The sequence below is a fragment of the Brachyspira hyodysenteriae ATCC 27164 genome (assembly GCF_001676785.2).
GTDB classification, from domain to species: Bacteria; Spirochaetota; Brachyspiria; order Brachyspirales; family Brachyspiraceae; genus Brachyspira; species Brachyspira hyodysenteriae.
The window spans coordinates 2772149-2793128 of the sequence record NZ_CP015910.2; the positions used below are offsets into that span (position 1 = coordinate 2772149).

Below are 20980 nucleotides of genomic sequence, written 5' to 3' on the forward strand. Positions count from 1 at the left end.
TATTTATAATTTTATTATTAATGCTGTAAATAAGCAATCATAGCTTAAAAAGATAATTATATACAAACTATTTATAATATATCACATTTTCTAAATAGTTGTTTATTTTTTGTTAGCATGACAATATATTTTGTTTCATCATATTAAAAAAATATTGACTTTACATTTTATTTAAATATACTATATAATTATGTATAATTTTTATAAATAGGTATAGAATATGGCTAATTGTGAAGAATTAAATATATTAATCGAAAATATAGATCATCAAATATTATTCGATAATGCTTTAAAAATAAATGAATTATTAGAAGATGATATATTATTAGATGATATAATGAGTGAAAATTTATTTGTTTACTCTTTTGAATTATTGGACATGATAAAATCAGATCCTGAATCTTATAAAATATCAGATATAAATAATGATGAAAAAATCAATGCAATATCTAGTATTATAAGAAAAATGGAATTATCTTTTATAGAATTCTAATCTTATTTTTTTATAAATCCAGTTATAAAACCTTTTATAAAAAATACTCCATAAGTAAGATGCGACAAAAATATACCTATAGCCTTACAAAAACCCTTTATAGGAGATAATGTACTAGCCCAGCTTCCAAGCAAACATAATGCATAAAAACTATGAGGAAATAATAATAAAGCTAAGAATATATTTTTATTAATAGCTGGAATATAATTATTTAAAATTTGAGGCAAATTAAAGTATAAAGCAAAAGGCACAAAAATTGTATAAAGTAAGAATATTGAAGGAATGAAATACGATAAACTTAAAGAATTGCCGCCAAATCTTTTAACAAAATATCCCCTATGCCAAGCATAACCTTTTAACTGTTTAAAATGCCCAAAAAATAAATCTCTCCTATGATGATATACCAATGCTTCAGGAGTATATAATATTTTTTCATTTTCTTTCATTATGTTATTGCAAAGAATAGTATCTTCACCAGGCCAATACTCACTGTCAAAACCTCCTACCCTATCATAAAGCTCCCTAGTAATAATAAAATTGCAGCTTGGATAATCATTAACATACTGAACTTTATCCGGTATATATCTAGCTTTATGTTTTCCGCTCATAAGTGTAGAACTGTAAATAAGTCCGCTTATCTGCTTTGAAAAATTGTCCTTAGGCGTATTAATAGCAGGTCCTCCCAAAGCTGAAACTTTAGTACTTTCCATAGCCCTCAATGCATTATGAAGCCAATCTTTTTCAGGGTATGTATCATCATCTAAAAATGCTAATATACTTCCATTAGATTTTTTTACTCCCATTGCTCTTTTTAAAGCCGGAGGAATTTCACCTGTTTCTATTATTTTAATCCTATTATCTTTGAATAATTCTATATTAACCTCATCATCTGTATATTTATCTGGAAGTATTATCACTTCAAAATTTGTATGTATCTGTTCAAGTAAATATTCTGTTTCTTCTTTTATATAATCATTAATTTTTTTTAAAGGGATTATAATACTTACAAGAGGCTTTTCTTTTAACTCGCAAAATAAATCTTTATAAAAATTAACAATATTAAGCCTATAAAATATTGCCAATGTATCAATAAATGTTCTCCAAAGTATAGGAAATCTAATAAATCCGAAATGCCTATTAGGATTAACTATAACAGGAGCAGATACTATTTTTTTTCCATTGGAATTGCAAGCCACCAATACTTCTAAATCATAAGCAAAAGCTTTAACTAATATTCTAGGGAAAATATTTATAATGGCATCTCTTTTAAAAAGTTTTAATCCTGTTTGCGTATCCTGTATAGGAAGATGAAAGAATATTTTTACAAACATAAAATATATAAAAGATATTAACTTTCTTATATTAGAATAATTAACTATAGAATCTTTATGCCTCTTAGAACCTATAACAACATCAGCATTCTCTTTTTGCATAATCACAAAAAAATTTTCTAATTGAGAAGGATCTATTTCCATGTCCCCGTCGCAAAATATTATATATTCACCGCTTGACATTTCGCATGCTCTTTTTAAAGCATGTCCTTTGCCTTGATTTTCTCTTGCATAAATACCTATTATATTTTTTAAATTTTTATTTGTATTATTATTTTGAAAGTTAGTACATATTTTTTTTATTTCTTCTCTTGAATTATCACTGCTTCCATCATCAGAAATAATTATTTCAAAATTCATAAAAAAAGGAGAAACTTTTTCTATAAGTATATTAATATTTTTTTCTATTGTTTTTTCTATATTATATACAGGAACCAATATAGACACTAATTCATTTATTTTCATAATTTATTTTCAGTCAAAATTTTTTTATATTTTTTTATACTTAAGAATTAAAGATTATTATACAAAAAGTATTAATCAAAGTCAACATAACACTTTATAAATTAAGGTATATTTATAGTTTTAGGATCTGTTTCTTTTTTTTCTACAGACCAATCTTCCTCATTATTAGGATCCATCTCAGCTATTTTTTCAAGTCCCATACATATATATGTACCTTTAGCAGTTACAGCTACTTTATCATCATTAAGAAGTATATATCCTTCTCCTTCAAATATTCTGCCGTCTCCGGAAGTGATTTTTCCTATTATTCTTATTTCTTCATTAATAGGCACAGGTTTTTTATACTTTGTTGTAAGAGTCATAGTAACTCCCCATTTATCTTCACCTGTATAAGGCATCATAGCTCTGCCTATAGTCTCATCTAAAATAGCAGCAAGTATTCCTCCATGAACTCTTGAAGGATAGCCTTGATGCACATCTTTAAAAGTTACCAAAGCACATAATGATTTATCTTCCAACTCATAAAACTCAGCTTTTAAACTCAAATCATTTTTAAATCCGCATACAAGACACATTCTAGAATTATTTTGCTTATTCAAAACTTTCAATTCCATAATAACTCCTACGATAAATTTTACAGAATCAGTTATAATTATTGTACAATACCTGCATAACAATAAACTAAAAATTATAATATTTTTAATAACTATTATATGCATAATATATTAAAGCTTTTTATATAAAAAAACAATATTACTTATTAGTTTATTTATAGTTTTTATAACATAAAAGCATTTTTGATTAGTTGACAAAAATGTAAATTAAATTTAATATTAAAGCTAAGTTATGTAACTAGGAGGATATTATTATGTCTAGAGAAGTATCAGGTATGTTTTCATTTTTATTAGGTTTATCAGCTGGTTTAGCATTGGGCGTACTATTTGCTCCAAAAGCAGGTGAAGAAACAAGAGAAGATATCAAAGAAACTATGGACAATATCAAATATAAAGTAGATGATATTTATCATAGAAGTGTATTAAAAACTTCAGAATTAGTTGAAAAAGGAAAAGAAAAAACTAATGATTTCTTTGAAAAAAGAAAAAAGAAATCTTCTGAAGAAACAGTTGAAGAATAATAATTAATATGCAAGATATTACATTTCAAATTAATGTTATAGCTATATCTTTAGCTTTCATTGCTATTTCTATATTAATATTAGTATTAGCTATATTTTTTGTTTTACTTGCAGGTTATTTTAGATTTACTAATAGATTCGATAGAATACTTGAAAATATCGAATCTATTAGTGAAAAAATAGGAAGCATTGCCGACACAGTAAATGATGAAACTAATAAAGTAAAAGTAACATTAGATAGTATACATGAATCTTTTAACAGTTTATCTAATAGCATTAATAATTTTAGCTCTATAACTACAGATATATCTAATAATTTTAGTATTATTAATATATTTAAATCTATATTTGCCTTATTTACTGGTAAAAATAGAAAAAAAGATGATTTCACAGAAAATGATGATGAGGATTTTTGATTTAAATTTAGGAATTATTTAGTTATGATAAAAAAAATATTTTTTTCAATTTTTTGTATAGTTTTATTTTCTTCTTTTTTATATTCACAAGATACAAATTGGGTTATTAGAATAAGAGACGGAGAAGGAAATATAAAAAAGCTTATCACTGCTGAAGAATGTTTATCTGAAATATCTAATCTTACTGTTTTAAGAGGAGCTCCTGAAGAGGCTATTAATGCTCTTCTTACTAATGAGTTTCAATTATGGCAGTTTGCTTCACAAATCATAGAACAGGAAGTGGTGTACTTAAAAGCTGTTGAAGAAGGATATGATAAAGACGAAGAAATATTAAAATTAATATCTAAAGAAAGAGATAATCAATTATCACAAATTTATATGCAAAGTAAAGTGTCTGATAATTTTGCTATAGTGACAGACGCTGAAAAAAGAAAATTCTTTAATGATAATATATCCAGAATAAGAGCAGCTGTAGGTCCTAATGTAAGATATGAACAAGTTGCTATGGAAATAGAAACAACAATTCTTCAAGAGCGTATGAGAAATGAATATGACAAAATTATAGAAATTGGAAAAAGTAAATATAATTTGAAATATTCGCTTGATACTGATCCTTGCATTACTATAGAAGATCAAACTGTACCTTTGTCAGAATTTAATGATATGTTTAATGAATCTATAAAACAGGCAGGAGCTAATATACCGGCAGCTTTGAGATTACAGGCAAAAGAAGGAATGTTTAAAGCTTTCGTTGCTAGAGAAATTATGATGTATGAAGCTAAAAAGGAAGGTTTTTATGATACTCCTCAGGCTAAAGCTATAGAAAATTTCTTGACTAGAAGTGCCGTTACTTCGCATTATATAGATAAAACTATAAGATCAACTATACCCACTCCTACAGAAGAAGAAATTAATCTTGCTTATGAAAGATATGGTAAAATGTATAATATAGATTCTTTGCCTTATGCAGATGCTCAAAAAGCATTGGCTAGTTTAGTAGTTGAAGCTAAAACTCAGCAAAAATATCAAATATTAGTTACAGATCTAAGATACAGATACAATATAGAAAAAAATATTGATTTATTAAAAAAGTGAAAAGTGATTATTAACTAATATTATGAAAAATAGATTATTAATTATATACTTTATATTTTTTATATTATTCTGTTTTTCTCAAATATCTTTTGCCAGAAGAAACGATTTTGAATTGGATGTAACTCCTCTTATAGAAAAAAATAAAATGTTTTCTGTAGGTATAGGAGGAATATTTTCTGAATATAATGGCTGGTTTAGTGACGGAAAACTAAATATTTTAGACCCTTATAACCCTAATATAAGCAGAAGAGACTTATATTTCACATTTATGCCTTATTTCAAAGTAAGACCTATTAAATATTTGGAATTAGGAGTATCAACAAGTTTCACATATCAAAGACAAGATTGGAGAAACGATATAACAAGTGAAACTAATATGACTGATACTTTTAATTTTGATTCTATAAATGCCACTATGAAAGCCACTCTTTTAGATTGGTATTTATCTATAGGTGTTAAAGTAGGATTAAGCTACAGCTTTATGAAAAATACTCATATATATGCTGATATAAAAGACCCTTTTAATATATATACAACTATAATGATTGCTGGTATTCCTAAAGTAATACCGCTTAATTTTTTCTTCTGCTACACTTTCGATACAAGAGATAATTTATTAAAAGATATTCTTAATACAGGCGAAATATCCGGCGGAATAGAGGTTATCACTTCTCCATTTATAACTTTATATACAGGGGTTAATTATATATTTCCGTATACAAAAGAATCAGCTCTATCCTATTTAGATATATTTGTAAAATTCAAAGCTACAATATCTGATTTTCTATATATGACTGTATCATATCAAAAAACAGTATTAGGCTCAGGAAATGCACCAAACAGCTCAACATTTAATTTTGGTATTGAATATATGTTCTATACTCCTCAATGGGATTGGTGGAGTTTAAAAAGATAAACATTATATAGAAAATATAATATTAATACTCTTTCCTAATAAATGCTGTGATATAGTCTGTATGAATGCCAATATAGTTCTTAATATTCCAAAGAAAAGCAATGCATAAAGTATTAAAAATCCATAAGGATATATTTTATCATAAGTATCTTTACCTTTTGGAGAGAGGAAAAATCTTAATATCCAGCCTCCGTCCAATGGAGGAAAAGGCAATAAATTAAAAAACATAAGCATTATATTAATCATATAAAACATAAACAACATTGTTAATATTATAGGCAAAGCATTGATCATAAAATTTGATAAGCCATTATTATTCTGTTCTAAAAACATTATTATTTTATATATTATAAAAGTGCCGTCTGTAGTAAATGTTAATATTTTCATTATGATAAATGATACAGTTGCTATCATAAGATTAGCAAAAGGACCGGCAAATGATACTAAAGCCTGATCTCTTTCAAAATTATTAAAATTATTAGGATTAACAGGAACTGCCTTCATCCAGCCTATAACCGGAATACCTGTAACTGCTGCAATTATTGGAAGAACTACACTTCCTAATATATCAATATGTGCTAAAGGATTGAGAGTAAGTCTGCCCTCTCTCATAGCTGTTCTATCGCCGAACATAAATGCGGTTTTTGCATGAGAATATTCATGTGTGCTTGCTGATATTATAAATACAACATAAGATATGATGCCTATTGAAAGTTTGTTAGAAAATATTTCATAAACCATTATTTGTTTCCTTAAAATATATGTATTTAAATATAAAAAACTTTTATTATTATTCAGTATAAAAATTATTTTTTATTTTAAATAAAAAAATATCAATTTAAGGTTAAAACATATAAAACTGTTATATGATAAAATAATTATTTATTATTGCAATAAAAATTGTGAGACTCTAGTAAAATTTAAAGAGGCTCACAATTTTTATAATTACTTTATAGTATTTATAATTAATGATTCAATACCTTATACAAGAAGTCTTTAACTCTATCATGCTTAGGATTAGAGAAGAACTCATCAGGTTTTTCATCTTCAAGTATCTTTCCGTCATTCATAAAGAGTATTCTAGTAGCAACATTCTTAGCAAAACCCATTTCATGAGTAACAATTATCATAGTCATGCCTTCTCTTGCAAGCTCTATCATAACATCTAAAACCTCTTTAATCATCTCAGGATCCAATGCAGAAGTAGGCTCATCAAAAAGCATAATATCAGGCTCCATAGCCAAAGCTCTTGCTATAGCTATTCTCTGCTTCTGTCCCCCTGAAAGCTTGCTAGGATAAACATCTTTTTTATCAACCAATCCTACTTTATTAAGAAGTTCTATAGCTTTTTTCTCAGCATTTTCTTTTGAAACCTTTTTTACTTTCATAGGGGCTAAAGTGATATTTTGCATAACTGTTTTATGAGGAAACAAATTGAAATGCTGAAACACCATTCCAAGTTCCTGCCTCATTAAATTAATATCAGTACCCTTATCCATGATATTTTTACCATTAATAATAATATCACCCTGAGAAGGTTCTTCAAGTCTGTTTAGGCATCTTAAAAATGTTGATTTACCGCTTCCTGAAGGTCCTATTACAGCGATAATTTCTCCTTTTGCAATATCAACATCTATACCTTTAAGTACTTCCAATTTTCCGAATTGTTTATGTAAATTTCTAACCTTAATCACTTTCTCTCAAACCCTCCTCTACTTTCTTCATAATCATAGCAAATACAGAAGTAAGTATAAAATATATTATACCAACAGCAATTAAAGGCTCAACTCCTCTATATGTTTGGCTTGTAATGATATTGGCAGATCTAAGCAAATCAACTCCGCCTATAAATCCGACAACAGAAGTCTCTTTAAGCAATGCTATAAACTCGCTTACAAGAGGAGGAAGTATTTTTTTTATGGCCTGAGGTATTATGATTTCTTTCATAGACATAGAATAATTCATACCCAAAGCCCTTGCAGCTTCCATTTGTCCTTTATCCAAACTTTGTATACCAGCCCTTATAATCTCAGCTACATAAGCTCCGGAGTTTATTCCAAAGGCAATAGCTGCTATAATGAGTATAGGAGTATCTCTTAAATTATCAACGAAAATGACATTAGCCCATATCATAAGCTGTACTACAACAGGAGTACCTCTTAAAATATTTACATACCAAAATGCTAACTTTGACAAAGGATTGAAATCTCTTAATTTTTTAGAGTTTTTAAATGGATAGAATTCTGAAAGCTGAAGTAATGCAACTAATATACCTAATATAATACCTATCACTGTAGCACAAGCTGTTGTTCCTACAGAAAATAATAATCCTTTTATGACATAAATGTATCGCTCATTTGATATGAATATTAACTTTAGAAGTTCTAAATATTCAAGCATATATATAACCTTTATAGAAAATATATCTTCTTCTTATTATAATACCTAAAAAGGAAAATAAGAAGAAGATACAAAATATATATTATTCCCCAAAATACTTGCTTATTAAAGCATCATAAGTACCGTTTTCTTTAAGTGTTTTTAAAGCCTCATTCATTTGAGCAAGAAGTTCTGTATCTTCTTTTCTCATAGCAATGGCGTACTCTTCACTGCTTACTTCATCTGTAAGGCTAATAACTAATTTTAAATCATTATTTTGATTAAAATATTGTTTAGCAGGTTCAGAATCTAAAACTACAGCATCTACTTTTTGGCTTTTCAAAGCTATTACAGCTTCTGATGTAGCACTATATCTCTGAACATTTACATTAGACATCTCGCTTACAATTAAATCACCTGTATAACCTAATACAACACCAACATTTTTACCTTCTAAACTATCAAATCCATAAATATCTTTATTATCACTATGAACTAATATAGTTTGTTTAGATTCATAATAAGGATCTGTGAAATTAACAAATTTTTTTCTCTCTTCAGTAGCTGTCATACCAGCAGCAATGATATCTATTTTTTTAGCTTCTAAAGCAGGAAGAAGTCCGTCGAATTGCATATCTACTATTTCTATTTCTTTACCTATTAATTTAGCTGCTTCTGCTATTAAATCCATATCAAAACCAACGATTTTATCACCTTCTCTATATTCAAAAGGTACAAATTCAGCATTAGTGCCTACATATAGTTTGTTTTTTTCTTCTTTCTTTTGACAGCTTATAAATAGAACTAAAACTATTGATAAAGCTGCAAGTATTTTTACAATATTATTCTTAAACATAGTTAAATCCTCTAATTTTTTTACATTTTCCAAATTATTCTATATAATAATGTAAAAAAGTCAAGGTAAAATATATGCTTTTCAAATACTAATTTATCACATAAATATGGCATTAACTGTTTTATAAAAATAAATAAATTTGAATTAATAAAATATATAATATATAATTTCTAATCTGAATATATAAAAATAATGGAGATAAAAATATATGAGAGGTTCTGCGGTAGCAGTAATATTTATTATAGTGAATATAATAGCTATCAGCATATTTATGATAGTATCCACTACTTCAATAAAAGAATCTATATTAACAGAAGAAAAATTATCTAGAGAATCATTAGACTCTATAATAGATACTTATTATAAAAAAAATATAGCCTCAGAAAATTATTATAATGCAGTATCTGTAATACCAAAAATAGATATATATGTTTTGCATTCTCTAAGTAATTATATAGAAAGAATAAAATCAATAGAAGCGGATTCTACTTTGATAGAAAAACCATTGACATTTCAAGAATATCAATATGTACAGGCAAGAATAACTGAAAATATAAATAAAATTAATTATACAGCTAGAAATTATCCGGTATTAAGGACAAATCTTAATTATATATCTGCTGTAAATGAAATGCGTCCTATAATAGAAGATGAAAAAAAATATATATCTGCTTATAATGATCATGTATTAGAATATAATAGGCTTACAACAACTCCGCCTTCAAGCATAGTGGCAGGCATAATGGGTAAATTTCCATTCTTAAAATTTGAAACAGGTACTAATATTATAGCACAAACTTCACATATGTTTCAATAAATAAAAATATATCATTAATATATTTGCAAAAATTATAACTTTTACTATAATATAATAAACTAAAAATTCGGATTAATATAAAATATCATGAACGATAACGTAAAAGAATTAAAAAGCCTCAAAAGAGTAACACAAAAAGAAATAGCCAAAAGACTTGGAATAAGCAGAACAACTGTAGCAAGAGCAATAAACGGAAGCGAATTTATTAAAGAAGAAACGAAATCTAAAATATTAGAATTAGCATCTGAATTAAATTATGAAAAAAACTATATAGGAAGCTCTTTAGCAAATCAAAAAGAAAAGGTAGTGTATTGCCTTATAGCTGATTCTTTTAATGAATTTTATACAAAAGAAATAATACGAGGACTTAATACCGTTCAAAAAGAATATTCTGTATATAACTATAATCTAAAAATCATTCCTACAGAAATACATTCTCCTGATAAACAGGTAGAAACTTTAAAAAATATCTTAAAAGAAGATAATATAGATGGATTAATAATAACTCCGTTAAACAGAGATATAATACACAATATACTAAAACCTTATTTTGGTAAAATTAATATAATTTCTATAGGAACAAGATTGTCTGAAAATATACCGCATGTAGGTCCTAATCATATAAAACAAGGCTCCATAGTAGCAGGAATAGTTTCTAATCTTTTAAGAGATAATGAAAAACTTCTTATTATAGATAATGGAGATGATAATATTTCTTCAGGAATGTATTTAGAAGGTTTCTTGCAAAGAATAAAAGACACTAATATAGATACTATAGGCCCTATTTACTGCGGAAATATAGAAGACAGCATACATACTATAAAAAAAATATGCCATAAAGAAGATATTAAAGGAATTTATATTAATAGATATGCTCAGGAAATTTACGATATGATAGATAAAAACATATTAAAAGGCAAGAAAATAGTTACTCATGGTATGGCAGAAAGCATAAAAAACTTAATAAAATCAGGCATAATATCATTTACTGTTATGGAAGGCGTATTTATGGAAGGTTATAATGCCGGAAAAATAATGTTTGAAATGATATACAAAAAAAATGTGAGTGTTAATTGGGAGGTATCAGATTCTAAAATAATATTTTTAGAGAATTTACAAAATTAATATTATTGAAATTTATTTTGGAATTTTACTTGATAAAATTAACATATTATGATAGAATATTGCAACTATATTCTATAATGTTATATTTGTTTATTTTAGATTCTTACGGAAATTAAATAACATTAATATAAATAAAATTAATTAGGAGATATTACAAATGGATCAACAGATAAGATTAGTAGAAGCAAAATATAAAAAAGAAGCCATATTACCTTTTGAAATAGGTGATACAGTAAAAGTTTGGGTAAAAATTATCGAAGGCGATAGAGAAAGATTACAGGCCTATGAAGGTACTGTTATTTCTATTCGCGGAAAAGGAATTAATAAAAGTTTCATTGTTAGAAAAATATCTTACGGTGTAGGTGTTGAAAGAATATTCTTATTGAATTCTCCTAGAATAGATCATGTTGATATCATAAGAAAAGCTAAAGTAAGAAGAGCTAAACTTTACTATCTTAGAAATAAAGTTGGTAAAAAAGCTCGCTTAGTAGAAAGATTAGGCGTAAAAATACCAAAACATTCAGATTTAATTAAAAATACTACTGAAGAAAATGCTTCAGCAGCAGAAGAAAATAATTCTTCTTCAGCAGAATAATATTTTTGAAATTTTGTTATTTTAAGGAGAATTTTTTATGGGATATAAAATTGTTGCCAGAGAACAATGGTCAGAAAAAGTTTTTATGATGAAAGTAGTAGCTCCTGATATTGCTAAACATCGTAAAGCCGGCAATTTTATCATATTCAGATTAGATGAGAAAGGTGAAAGAGTACCTCTAACTATAGCTGATGCTGATCCAGAAGCTGGTACTATTACTATAGTTACTCAAAGTATAGGATATTCAACTACTAAGCTTATGGGACTTAAAGTAGGAGATGAAATAATGGACATTATAGGACCATTAGGTCAGCCTACTCATATAGAAAAAAAAGATGGAATAGTTTTAGGTGTAGGCGGTGGCGTAGGTATTGCTCCTTTACATCCTATAGTAGAAGCTCATCATAAAGCTGGAAATAAAGTTATATCTATATTGGGTGCTAGAGATAAATCACTTATCATTATGGAAGATATGATGAAAAAAATATCTGATGAAGTTCTTATCTGTACTGATAATGGAAGTTACGGAGAAAAAGGTCTCGTAACTGATATGATTACTAGAATATATGAAAGAGGCGAAAAAATTTCTGAAGTTATAGCTATAGGTCCTGCTATTATGATGAAATTTGTTGCTTTACTTACAAAAAAATATAATCTTCCTACAGTTGTTAGCTTAAACCCTATTATGATAGATGGTACAGGTATGTGCGGATGCTGCAGAGTAAAAGTAGGAGATCAAACTAAATTCGCTTGTGTTGAAGGCCCTGAATTTGACGGACATTTAATTGACTTCGATCTTCTTATGAAAAGACAGGCTATGTACAAAAAAGAAGAACATGAATGTAATTTGAAATTAGCTAACTAATATTTTGATTATAAAAAAGTTACAGTCTAATATAGATTGTAACTTTTTTTGTTTCTATATAAACATAAAATAATGAAATTACATATTGATGCTAGTATAAAAAACATAAATCTACAAAAATTTGAATGGGAAAATACGTACTTTCAAATAACATTAAATATAAAAAATAATTATCCCATAAAAATAAAATTAAATGATATAAAATTCAATCTTATTAATTCTCTAAATGAAAAATTCCTCTATGGAGAATGTGATTATTTATCAATAAAGTCAAAAGAAAATAAAGATATTACTTTTGATCTAATTTTAAACAATAAAGAATTTGCAAATCTGATAAATAACTTTATCAATTTTAAAAAATCTATATTTAAAATACATATAATAAATGGTAAAGCAAATTTATTTTCCGTAATTCCATTTAATTTAAAAAATTATGAGCATAATATTGATATACTTAATATTATAAATTATTTATACAGATCCTAAAATTATTATATATTACTATTTTTAGTTATATTTGTTATATTAAATAGATTAAAATAAAAAGGTATGATTTATGATTAAGAAAATAACTGTTATAATTTCTATATTGTCAATGCTATTTGTATTGTCTTCATGCGAAACACTTCAATCATCAGCAAGAGAAATAACAAGAAGCTACATAGAAGAACATAAACCTGATATAAAAGCAAAAAGTGCTAAAATATCAAGTGTAACATTACAAGATATCACCCTAACTACTCTTTTTGAAATAAAGAATAATTTAGATTTTGAAGTTCCTATAGATAAAGTTAAAATAGACCTTATTAATACTTCAGGAAAAACTTTTGCAACAGCTACTTCTGTAGAAACATTAAAAATACCTGCAAATCAGGCAAGAGATATTAATTTAGATTTCAAAGCAAAATATTTAGATGTATTTACAACAGCTTTCGATGCTATAAAATCAAAATCTTTTAAATGTGATGCTAAAATAACTTTAACATTCACTGTATATGGAATGAAATTTGAATTCCCTTATACTAAAGAATTGACATTTACAGAATAAATAAAAATTACTGTAATACTTTTATAGTTAAAGTAATAGAATATTATGAAATTAATTAAAATATCTGCTTTTTTAATGCTTATAATTATATCATGCTCTAGGGTAAAATCTGAGGCAGATAAAATTACAAGGGAATATATAGAGAAATATAAACCTGATATAACAGTAAAATCTGCCTCTATAAATAATATTACTTTAACAGATATTACATTAAATACATTGCTTGAAATAAAAAATAATTTACCATTTGAGCTTCCAATAGAAAAACTTGAAATAAATCTAATTAATTCTTCAGGAGATATATTTGCTAATTCAATATCATCTGAAGAATCAAATATTATAAAAATACCCGCAAATGATTCAAGAGAAATGAATATGAAATCTAAAGCAAAATATATAGATTTATTTCAAACAGCTCTAGATGCCATAAAAATGGAAGCTTTTAAATGTAATGCTGATATAATTTTAACTTTTAATGTTTATGGTATGAATTTTAATTTTAAATACAATGTAGAAATAAACTTTATGAAATAGCTATTTTTTTAATATGTCTCTTATAACATTAGCCCTTATTTCTTCAATATTTCTATAATAATTGCTTTTTTCGTACATCTGTTTTAAATGAGCATTTTTACCTACAAATCCCATATAATATATAGTATCTAAATTTATATTATCAATTATATCATAATAAAGTCCTAATCTAAGCCATAAACTATAATTGATAAGTTCTCTATATTTTAAAGTTCTTGCAGATAATAATATAGCATTGCTTCTGTAAATTCTATCTTCAGCCTTAACCCTATCAAGTTTTTTTATTCTATTTCTTATTTTCTTTTCTTTTTCAGATATTTCTTTAACCTTTTCTATAATAGTATCAAGTATAAATTTCTCAGTAACACCTATCATAATATTATTACTTAATACAAGTAATCCGTTTTGTAAATTAACTTCCAATCCCTTTTTATTGCATTCTCCAATAATATAATCTATATTATCAGGGGTTTTCCAAGTAAGACAAGGCACCGCAATACAAACTTCAGCTCTCATAGCAGTACCAATTATATTTGGAGAGCTGGTAAGAAATCCGAACTTTTTATCATAAGCAAAATCTACTTTCTGATCTAAAGCACTTTCTATTTCATATGCCTTATTAAAACAATTCTCTAATTCTAATCCTCTAGCTATAACCTGTATCTCTAAATGCTCATTTGAATTGATTAATAAAGATATATCCTCATCTTCATCTGTAAATAATGATGCATGAACTATATTCTTATTGCTTGGTATAGTAAGATTTTCTATAAGCATTCTAATATTAATTGAAGGCAAATCAATAAGTTTTTGATATGATAAATTGAGATTTAATTCTTCTATGCTGGATTTTAAAATATTTTCTGTATTTTTAAAATCTTCTTTATCCATATTGTGAAAGAATCTAATATCATCTAAATTCCTATAAATTGAAATTTTAGAATATAATACTATATTATCATCTTCACCTTTTTTGTATATCCAATTTGCTGTATTATTAACGGACATCTTTTTTTTCGCTCTTAGTTTTTTTAGATATTAAATCTTTTTTCAAATGTTCTAATTTATCTCTTATCAAAGCAGCTTCTTCATATTTTTCTATTTTTATAAGCAGCTCTATTTCTTCTCTATATTTATTAATTTTAGATTCTATATCTTTATTAGTTAAATTCTTACTTGATATTTTTCCTATATGCCTATTTTCTCTATGAATTTTTTTTATATGCTTATTGAGTTCAGATTTAAAATACTCATAGCATTTAGGACAAGATACTACATTTGTTTTTAGGAAATCATCTAAAGAATATCCGCAAACTTTGCATATTTTATTAGAATGAGGAGTTTTTTTCTTTTTCTTTTTTGATGGTAATGATTTATAATTAGGAAATATAGTATCAATATTATTAAACTCTAATTCCAAACATTTTTCTATAATATTGCCGTTTACTTCACATTCTTTGCATATATTAATTTGTCTACGCTCATTACCTATTATTTCTTGAATATATAATACAGCTTTTTCTTTGCCACAGATATTGCACTTCAAAATGATTGCCCCTAATAACTTATTATTAAAATTTTATCATTTAATAAAAAAAAAAGCAAATCATTAATATAATTTTATCTTAATTTTATAAAAATATCTAAATCTTCTCTATTTGTAATCTTGATATTATCAGAGGAACATTCAGATATTTTTACATTTCCGAAATATTTACTGTATATTTCAGCATCATCAGTAACTAAATCAGCATTTTTATCATTGATATACTTTTCAATAGCCGACATATAATTATCAAATTTAAAACCTTGAGGAGTAGCAGCCCTATAAAGATATGTTCTGTCTATTGTTTCTATTATATTATTATTTTCATCAACTTTTTTAACAGTATCAACTACTTTAGAAGCCAATATAGCAGCATCATATTTTAAAACTGTTTCATATAATAATGCAATCTCTTTTTTCTTTACTAAAGGTCTAACACCATCATGAATAAATACATAATCTGTCTTAATATCTTCTTTATGCTCATTTAAAAAACTCATAGCATTATATACAGAATATACTCTTTCACTGCCGCCTTTTATATAATGAATATTCTTCTTTATTTTTTCTTTAATAAACTCTTCTTTTTCTATATATTTTTTTATATTCTTTATCTCTTCTTCTGCACTAACCAAAACAACATTATTAAAATTAAATTTAAGCATATTTATAAGAGTATGAATAAATATAGGCTTATTATCAACCTTTATAAACTGCTTTTTTACCTTGCCTGCAAATCTTCTTGAACTTCCTGCTATTAATATTACTAAAGTTGTATTATTCATAAATATTTATTCTCTCAATTATTTTTATCATTATTATTTTTATTTCTTAAATTCATTCTTTCTTCTCTGCGTTTTTGGCTTTCTATTTTTTTCTCTTCTCTTAATCTATGTCTTGCCTCTCTTCTAGATTGAACTTCCTGCTTCATCTGTAATTTTTTAGCCTCTTTTTCTTTTTTCCTATTTTCATTATACTCTTTACGTTCTTGATTTTTCTTCTCTCTCAATTCTTTCATCTCTTCAAGCTGCATTCTCCATTCTGCTCTTTCTAATTTTCTCCTCTCTTCTTTTTGTCTTTCTCTCTCTTCCCTCTTTTGCATTTTTTCTATCTTTTCAAGTTCCTTTTCTCTAAATAAAACAAGCTTAACAGGATCTTTTATTTTACTTAATTTATCTCTCATTTTCTGAACATAATCTTTTCTCTTTCCTATATTTTTAGGAAATAATTTAGCCCCCAAAGAGTCTACAAACAATCTAGTCCTTAAAACAAGACTGTTCTGTGTTTTCAAATTAATAACAGATACCCAAGGCACTCTTAATATTATAACAAATGCTATGATTCCAGCCATAGTATTTGAAAATAAATTACCCCAGAATACTGACCAATATGATAAATACTTGCTTGTTAAAAGAATAAATATAAATCTCAAAAACCATATCCTAAGCAAGCTTATTATAAGAGGTATCCTAGTTCTTCCAAGACCAATTAAAGCCCCCTGAGAAACCATAGCAACACCAAAACCTAATACACCAAAAGCAAATATAGGAAGTGATTTATTAGCTACATATAAGTCCTCAGCCTCCCTGGTAAATAATATAGTAAGATGAGGAGTAAGAGGTATAATAATAGCTATAAGAACAACAGCCGTAATAACGGACATTATAATTCCTGTATAACAAGACTTTCTGGCTTTATCATTATACTTAGCACCTATATTCATACTAACCATTGTAGTAACAGCAGATCCGAAAGCAGCAGTAAAATTGAAACATATATTAACTATATTATTGGATATACCTTGACCATTTAATACTGAAGCTCCATATTTTTCAACTTCTGTATTGATAAGGAAAAATCCCAAATTGGTTAAAAATGTATTAAGCATAGAAGGAACACCTATAATCATAAGTTCTTTCAATACAGTAGAATCAAATTTAAACTCTTTTAAAGATAATTGATCATCTCCTTTCTTTATAAATAAATCATAATACATCCAAACTGTTACTATAGAATAAGTTGAAAATGAAGCTAGTACACTTCCTACTACACCTAAATGAAGTAAATAAACATATATAAAATTAAATAATACTTTTAAAAGCAGTAATATTATACTTCTTATAAGAGTAGCTTCCGGTTTACCATTAGCATTTTTTATACCATTATATAAAGCAGCTAAAAATGTCATAGGCATAACAAAGCTGTATAAGGATAAATATGTAAATACATTCTCTTTAATATTAGGAAGAAGATTCATTGATACTAATATGCTCACAACATATAGTGTAGGCCCCATAGCAATTCCAAACATTACACCTATAACAACTATTTGTGTGGATATTCTTTTGGCATTTTTAAAGTCACCTAGTCCATTATACTGACCAACTATTGCCATAGCAGCAACACCCAAACCTTGAGATAATGCTGTCATCATATTTATTATAGGTTCTGCAAAATGTACGCTGCTTGCTATAACAGTACCTGCAACATTATTAAGAAAAAGGCCGTCCATTAATGGTATCATAGACTGAACTATACTCATTATAAGAGTAGGAATAGATAACATTATTAATGTATTAGTAATAGGACCATGAAGTATTAAATCACGTCTTGCTTCTGTAGATTGACTTTTAAAAAAACTAATCATACTTATCCTTTCAAATTTCTCATATAAATAATATAACCGATTATTATATATTATATTTTATATTAAATAAAAAATTTTGCATAAATAAAACAAAAAAATTAATGTTTTTTGCTTATTATACAAGCAGATAATTATATCAATAATAATAATTTTTTAAATATATTTTTATCATTTTATATAAAGTGTGAAAAACTCAGAATATTTTTAAGGGAGCCTATTAAAGCTCCCTTCTTTATTTTAACTTCTTATATTTCCTAAACTAGGATCTTCTATATTATCTTCAGGCAGTAGATATATATTATTATCATTGTTATTATTTTGGATATTATCATTTTGATTACTATCATAGCTGTTACTATTTTCATCTAAAGGAGTATAATAAAAATCTCCCTCATCTTCCATCATAGCATCATTAGTTGCTTCATTTCTAGGGGTAGCTGTTCTAAGGTGATCTATAGGACATTGAGTAGATAAATCAACATTTCCTCCTACTGTAAGCGGCGATACATTTACACAAGTATGATTTCTAGGAAGTCCTGAATCCTGACAAATTTCCACTATTAATACATCATTAGGAACAGGCCAATTAAATTCTCTTTTAGATGATGGAGTTATAGAATCAAGATATTGAAATGTAGCCAAAGCAGTAGTAGCTCCTCCTGTAACATTATTTGGAAGCAAATCATTTCTATCGCTTCCTATCCAAGTAATAGTAACTATTTCATCATTATATGCAGCAAACCAGTTATCTCTATGCTCACTTGTTGTACCTGTTTTAGCTGAATATGAAGGATATTTAAATCCATAAGTACTAGCACTTCTATATGCAGTTCCGCCTGGTGCTATTACTTTCTGTAAAGTAGAATTTAAAAAATAATAAGATGATGGGGAAGTTGCACTTATTTTGTGAGGAGTTCTATCGACTAAAGCTGTAACACTAAGTTCATTACCATCTATATCAATAATTTTATCTACTATATAAGGCTCATATTTAATACCGCCATTAGCCAATGCACTATATGCTGAAGCTAAATCAAGCGGACTCATTTCCATAGTTCCTAAACCTATAGATAAAGCATTTGGTATATAAGCATTTTCTCCAAAAAATTCCCTTGAATGTTCTATAAAATAAGAAAGTCCTATATCATTTAATAATTTAACAGCTATAGTATTAATTGATTTTGATAATGCTGTTTCTAAAGTTATTTCGCCTCTATACCTTCTGTCAAAATTTCTAGGTGAATATGCAGGTTTTCCGGCTCCTTGAGGATAGCTGTAATTTGTATCAAGCATAGTAGAAAAAGGCTGCGCACCGCCTTCGAATGCATATAAATAAATAAAAGGTTTAATTACACTCCCTATTTGTCTTTTTGCCTGAACTGCTCTGTTAAACTGATTTTGCAATGTGTATCCGTCTCCACCTATCATAACAAGTATTCCACCTGTTTTTGGATCTATTGATACCATTGCACCTTGATAACTTCTATTTGAAGAACTAGACTGTAATTTTCTTATATTTTCTTTCATTACAGAATCAGCTATTCTATAATATCTTTCATTTACTGTTGTATATATTTTAAGGCCGGATAATGCAAGCTCATCTTTATTAAAATAATTTAATAATTCTTGTCTTACATACTCATTAACATAAGGTGTTCTGTTCACAGTCATCTTCCATTGAGCACCTTTAACCTGCTTATTGATATTAGTATATTCTTTATCAAATAAATCAAGCTCAGCTTCCATTGTCTGTTTATCTATAATATTATTTTTTACAAGTCTTGATAATATCTGCTCTACTTTTTTTCTGCTGTTATCCGGATTATTAACTATAGAGTAATATGTAGGGTTTGGAAGCATGCCAACCAATATAGCATACTCTAATAATCTGCATTGTCTTAAAGGCTTATTAAAATAATGATTAGCAGCGGCTTCAAATCCGTAGTTTCCATCACCAAGATAAACAGTATTAAAATACATAGCCAAAATTTCTTTCTTAGTATATTTCTGTTCTATCTCTCTTGCTGCAAACATTTCAAAAAGTTTTCTTTCTATAGTCCTTTCGCTTTTAGTAAATAGAAGTTTAGCTAACTGCTGAGTAAGTGTAGAACCGCCGCCTACTATTTTTCTAGTTAAAATTGTTTGTATGCCTAGATAAGCTGTTCTAAAATAATTTATACCTTTATGAGAATAGAATTTCTGATCCTCCATCAAAAGCAAAGTCTGCTCTAAAAGAGGGTTAATATCATCAACATTAACAACCTCATAAGCAGGAGGCATATACTCACCTATTAATATATTATTTCTATCATATATTTTTGTAGGTGGAGAATCTCCGAAAGGATTTAAAGGATTGAAATATCTTATCCTTTTTTCATTACCTCTTATAACTATTATATCATAATATTCCTCAAGCATAGCCATACTTTGATCTCTTCTGGCAACCCAATCTTTATATACTCCTCCAACGAAATATATACCTATTATACCTACTGTAACGGATATGAATAAACATACTATAAAAATAGTTAATATAAATTTCTTTAACTTTGATTTTTTCTTCTTTACTACATTGTTATTACTATTATCTTTAATTTTTTTCTTAAACATTTATCACCATATTAACATAATTATATTATACTATATGATACTATAATATATATAACATTGCAAGCGGAATTTATTTATTAACAATAAAAATCATTAACTTTACATAT

At 26.8% G+C, this 20980-nt stretch carries 23 protein-coding genes; 12 read left to right on the top strand and 11 right to left on the bottom strand.

Going from position 1 to position 20980, the window contains the following annotated elements:
• Positions 1-220: 220 nt before the first annotated feature.
• Positions 221-493, top strand: a complete 273-nt coding sequence (locus BHYOB78_RS12100; protein WP_012671069.1) for a hypothetical protein — start codon at positions 221-223, stop codon at positions 491-493.
• A gap of 2 nt (positions 494-495) precedes the next feature.
• On the opposite strand, the gene BHYOB78_RS12105 is transcribed toward BHYOB78_RS12100, so the two are convergent.
• Together BHYOB78_RS12105 and BHYOB78_RS12110 are read right to left on the bottom strand one after the other, a co-directional pair.
• Positions 496-2289, bottom strand: coding sequence for a glycosyltransferase family 2 protein (locus BHYOB78_RS12105; protein ID WP_012671070.1), 1794 nt, complete (start codon positions 2287-2289; stop codon positions 496-498).
• Between the two features lie 101 nt (positions 2290-2390).
• Complete coding sequence (locus BHYOB78_RS12110; RefSeq protein ID WP_012671071.1) at positions 2391-2903, bottom strand: PaaI family thioesterase; 513 nt, start codon at positions 2901-2903, stop codon at positions 2391-2393.
• A gap of 254 nt (positions 2904-3157) precedes the next feature.
• On the opposite strand from BHYOB78_RS12110, the gene BHYOB78_RS12115 reads away from it, so the two are divergent.
• Genes BHYOB78_RS12115 through BHYOB78_RS12130 form a run of 4 tightly spaced genes read left to right on the top strand, consistent with a single transcriptional unit; the run spans position 3158 to position 5851 of the window.
• Positions 3158-3424, top strand: coding sequence for a YtxH domain-containing protein (locus BHYOB78_RS12115; RefSeq protein WP_012671072.1), 267 nt, complete (start codon positions 3158-3160; stop codon positions 3422-3424).
• A gap of 8 nt (positions 3425-3432) precedes the next feature.
• The gene (locus BHYOB78_RS12120) at positions 3433-3840 is read left to right on the top strand and encodes a DUF948 domain-containing protein (protein WP_012671073.1); all 408 of its coding nucleotides are present in this window, start codon (positions 3433-3435) and stop codon (positions 3838-3840) included.
• Positions 3841-3864: 24 nt separating this feature from the next.
• Positions 3865-4935: a hypothetical protein gene (locus BHYOB78_RS12125; RefSeq protein ID WP_012671074.1), complete on the top strand. Its 1071-nt coding sequence runs from the start codon at positions 3865-3867 to the stop codon at positions 4933-4935.
• Positions 4936-4957: 22 nt separating this feature from the next.
• The gene (locus BHYOB78_RS12130) at positions 4958-5851 is read left to right on the top strand and encodes a hypothetical protein (RefSeq protein ID WP_012671075.1); all 894 of its coding nucleotides are present in this window, start codon (positions 4958-4960) and stop codon (positions 5849-5851) included.
• Between the two features lie 3 nt (positions 5852-5854).
• On the opposite strand, the gene BHYOB78_RS12135 is transcribed toward BHYOB78_RS12130, so the two are convergent.
• From BHYOB78_RS12135 to BHYOB78_RS12150, 4 genes are all read right to left on the bottom strand, one after another.
• Positions 5855-6592, bottom strand: a complete 738-nt coding sequence (locus BHYOB78_RS12135) for a site-2 protease family protein (RefSeq protein ID WP_012671076.1) — start codon at positions 6590-6592, stop codon at positions 5855-5857.
• A gap of 224 nt (positions 6593-6816) precedes the next feature.
• Entirely contained in the window at positions 6817-7545 is a 729-nt protein-coding gene (locus BHYOB78_RS12140; protein ID WP_020064724.1) for an amino acid ABC transporter ATP-binding protein, read from the bottom strand.
• Positions 7538-8251 carry an amino acid ABC transporter permease gene (locus tag BHYOB78_RS12145; RefSeq protein WP_012671078.1) on the bottom strand — a complete coding sequence of 238 codons (714 nt, stop codon included), beginning with the start codon at positions 8249-8251 and terminating at the stop codon, positions 7538-7540. Before BHYOB78_RS12145 ends, BHYOB78_RS12140 begins: the two co-directional genes overlap by 8 nt.
• An 82-nt stretch (positions 8252-8333) precedes the next feature.
• The gene (locus BHYOB78_RS12150; protein WP_020064723.1) at positions 8334-9086 is read right to left on the bottom strand and encodes a basic amino acid ABC transporter substrate-binding protein; all 753 of its coding nucleotides are present in this window, start codon (positions 9084-9086) and stop codon (positions 8334-8336) included.
• A gap of 208 nt (positions 9087-9294) precedes the next feature.
• Here BHYOB78_RS12150 and BHYOB78_RS12155 point away from each other — a divergent pair, with 208 nt between their 5' ends.
• The 7 genes from BHYOB78_RS12155 (at position 9295) to BHYOB78_RS12185 (ending at position 14070) form a co-directional block, all read left to right on the top strand.
• Positions 9295-9903: a LemA family protein gene (locus BHYOB78_RS12155; RefSeq protein ID WP_012671080.1), complete on the top strand. Its 609-nt coding sequence runs from the start codon at positions 9295-9297 to the stop codon at positions 9901-9903.
• Between the two features lie 87 nt (positions 9904-9990).
• Complete coding sequence (locus tag BHYOB78_RS12160; protein WP_012671081.1) at positions 9991-11028, top strand: substrate-binding domain-containing protein; 1038 nt, start codon at positions 9991-9993, stop codon at positions 11026-11028.
• A gap of 157 nt (positions 11029-11185) precedes the next feature.
• A complete protein-coding gene (rplS, locus tag BHYOB78_RS12165) occupies positions 11186-11623 on the top strand; it encodes a 50S ribosomal protein L19 (protein WP_012671082.1) in 438 nt (145 codons plus the stop codon).
• Between the two features lie 37 nt (positions 11624-11660).
• On the top strand, positions 11661-12488 hold the full coding sequence (locus BHYOB78_RS12170; RefSeq protein ID WP_012671083.1) for a sulfide/dihydroorotate dehydrogenase-like FAD/NAD-binding protein: 828 nt from the start codon (positions 11661-11663) through the stop codon (positions 12486-12488).
• Between the two features lie 72 nt (positions 12489-12560).
• The gene (locus BHYOB78_RS12175; protein ID WP_012671084.1) at positions 12561-12974 is read left to right on the top strand and encodes a hypothetical protein; all 414 of its coding nucleotides are present in this window, start codon (positions 12561-12563) and stop codon (positions 12972-12974) included.
• Between the two features lie 70 nt (positions 12975-13044).
• Positions 13045-13536 (top strand): LEA type 2 family protein, encoded by a 492-nt coding sequence (locus tag BHYOB78_RS12180; RefSeq protein ID WP_020064722.1) that lies wholly within the window; start codon positions 13045-13047, stop codon positions 13534-13536.
• Between the two features lie 45 nt (positions 13537-13581).
• Positions 13582-14070, top strand: a complete 489-nt coding sequence (locus BHYOB78_RS12185) for a hypothetical protein (protein ID WP_012671086.1) — start codon at positions 13582-13584, stop codon at positions 14068-14070.
• Here BHYOB78_RS12185 and BHYOB78_RS12190 read toward each other — a convergent pair whose 3' ends face one another.
• From BHYOB78_RS12190 to BHYOB78_RS12210, 5 genes are all read right to left on the bottom strand, one after another.
• Complete coding sequence (locus tag BHYOB78_RS12190) at positions 14071-15078, bottom strand: guanido phosphotransferase (protein ID WP_012671087.1); 1008 nt, start codon at positions 15076-15078, stop codon at positions 14071-14073.
• Positions 15068-15616 (bottom strand): excinuclease ABC subunit B, encoded by a 549-nt coding sequence (locus BHYOB78_RS12195; RefSeq protein ID WP_020064721.1) that lies wholly within the window; start codon positions 15614-15616, stop codon positions 15068-15070. The genes BHYOB78_RS12190 and BHYOB78_RS12195 overlap by 11 nt, the downstream gene beginning before the upstream one ends.
• 74 nt (positions 15617-15690) lie before the next feature.
• On the bottom strand, positions 15691-16401 hold the full coding sequence (locus tag BHYOB78_RS12200) for an IspD/TarI family cytidylyltransferase (RefSeq protein WP_020064720.1): 711 nt from the start codon (positions 16399-16401) through the stop codon (positions 15691-15693).
• Between the two features lie 14 nt (positions 16402-16415).
• A complete protein-coding gene (locus tag BHYOB78_RS12205; RefSeq protein ID WP_020064719.1) occupies positions 16416-18263 on the bottom strand; it encodes an MATE family efflux transporter in 1848 nt (615 codons plus the stop codon).
• Between the two features lie 237 nt (positions 18264-18500).
• Positions 18501-20873 carry a transglycosylase domain-containing protein gene (locus tag BHYOB78_RS12210; protein ID WP_012671091.1) on the bottom strand — a complete coding sequence of 791 codons (2373 nt, stop codon included), beginning with the start codon at positions 20871-20873 and terminating at the stop codon, positions 18501-18503.
• Positions 20874-20980 lie beyond the last annotated feature (107 nt).

What these genes read in the sequence shown, in the direction of transcription:
- BHYOB78_RS12100 (WP_012671069.1), top strand. Translation starts at nt 221, where the DNA reads ATGGCTAATTGTGAAGAATTAAATATATTAATCGAAAATATAGATCAT.
- BHYOB78_RS12105 (WP_012671070.1), bottom strand. Translation starts at nt 2,289, where the DNA reads ATGAAAATAAATGAATTAGTGTCTATATTGGTTCCTGTATATAATATA.
- BHYOB78_RS12110 (WP_012671071.1), bottom strand. Translation starts at nt 2,903, where the DNA reads ATGGAATTGAAAGTTTTGAATAAGCAAAATAATTCTAGAATGTGTCTT.
- BHYOB78_RS12115 (WP_012671072.1), top strand. Translation starts at nt 3,158, where the DNA reads ATGTCTAGAGAAGTATCAGGTATGTTTTCATTTTTATTAGGTTTATCA.
- BHYOB78_RS12120 (WP_012671073.1), top strand. Translation starts at nt 3,433, where the DNA reads ATGCAAGATATTACATTTCAAATTAATGTTATAGCTATATCTTTAGCT.
- BHYOB78_RS12125 (WP_012671074.1), top strand. Translation starts at nt 3,865, where the DNA reads ATGATAAAAAAAATATTTTTTTCAATTTTTTGTATAGTTTTATTTTCT.
- BHYOB78_RS12130 (WP_012671075.1), top strand. Translation starts at nt 4,958, where the DNA reads ATGAAAAATAGATTATTAATTATATACTTTATATTTTTTATATTATTC.
- BHYOB78_RS12135 (WP_012671076.1), bottom strand. Translation starts at nt 6,592, where the DNA reads ATGGTTTATGAAATATTTTCTAACAAACTTTCAATAGGCATCATATCT.
- BHYOB78_RS12145 (WP_012671078.1), bottom strand. Translation starts at nt 8,251, where the DNA reads ATGCTTGAATATTTAGAACTTCTAAAGTTAATATTCATATCAAATGAG.
- BHYOB78_RS12150 (WP_020064723.1), bottom strand. Translation starts at nt 9,086, where the DNA reads ATGTTTAAGAATAATATTGTAAAAATACTTGCAGCTTTATCAATAGTT.
- BHYOB78_RS12155 (WP_012671080.1), top strand. Translation starts at nt 9,295, where the DNA reads ATGAGAGGTTCTGCGGTAGCAGTAATATTTATTATAGTGAATATAATA.
- BHYOB78_RS12160 (WP_012671081.1), top strand. Translation starts at nt 9,991, where the DNA reads ATGAACGATAACGTAAAAGAATTAAAAAGCCTCAAAAGAGTAACACAA.
- rplS (WP_012671082.1), top strand. Translation starts at nt 11,186, where the DNA reads ATGGATCAACAGATAAGATTAGTAGAAGCAAAATATAAAAAAGAAGCC.
- BHYOB78_RS12170 (WP_012671083.1), top strand. Translation starts at nt 11,661, where the DNA reads ATGGGATATAAAATTGTTGCCAGAGAACAATGGTCAGAAAAAGTTTTT.
- BHYOB78_RS12175 (WP_012671084.1), top strand. Translation starts at nt 12,561, where the DNA reads ATGAAATTACATATTGATGCTAGTATAAAAAACATAAATCTACAAAAA.
- BHYOB78_RS12180 (WP_020064722.1), top strand. Translation starts at nt 13,045, where the DNA reads ATGATTAAGAAAATAACTGTTATAATTTCTATATTGTCAATGCTATTT.
- BHYOB78_RS12185 (WP_012671086.1), top strand. Translation starts at nt 13,582, where the DNA reads ATGAAATTAATTAAAATATCTGCTTTTTTAATGCTTATAATTATATCA.
- BHYOB78_RS12190 (WP_012671087.1), bottom strand. Translation starts at nt 15,078, where the DNA reads ATGTCCGTTAATAATACAGCAAATTGGATATACAAAAAAGGTGAAGAT.
- BHYOB78_RS12200 (WP_020064720.1), bottom strand. Translation starts at nt 16,401, where the DNA reads ATGAATAATACAACTTTAGTAATATTAATAGCAGGAAGTTCAAGAAGA.
- BHYOB78_RS12205 (WP_020064719.1), bottom strand. Translation starts at nt 18,263, where the DNA reads ATGATTAGTTTTTTTAAAAGTCAATCTACAGAAGCAAGACGTGATTTA.
- BHYOB78_RS12210 (WP_012671091.1), bottom strand. Translation starts at nt 20,873, where the DNA reads ATGTTTAAGAAAAAAATTAAAGATAATAGTAATAACAATGTAGTAAAG.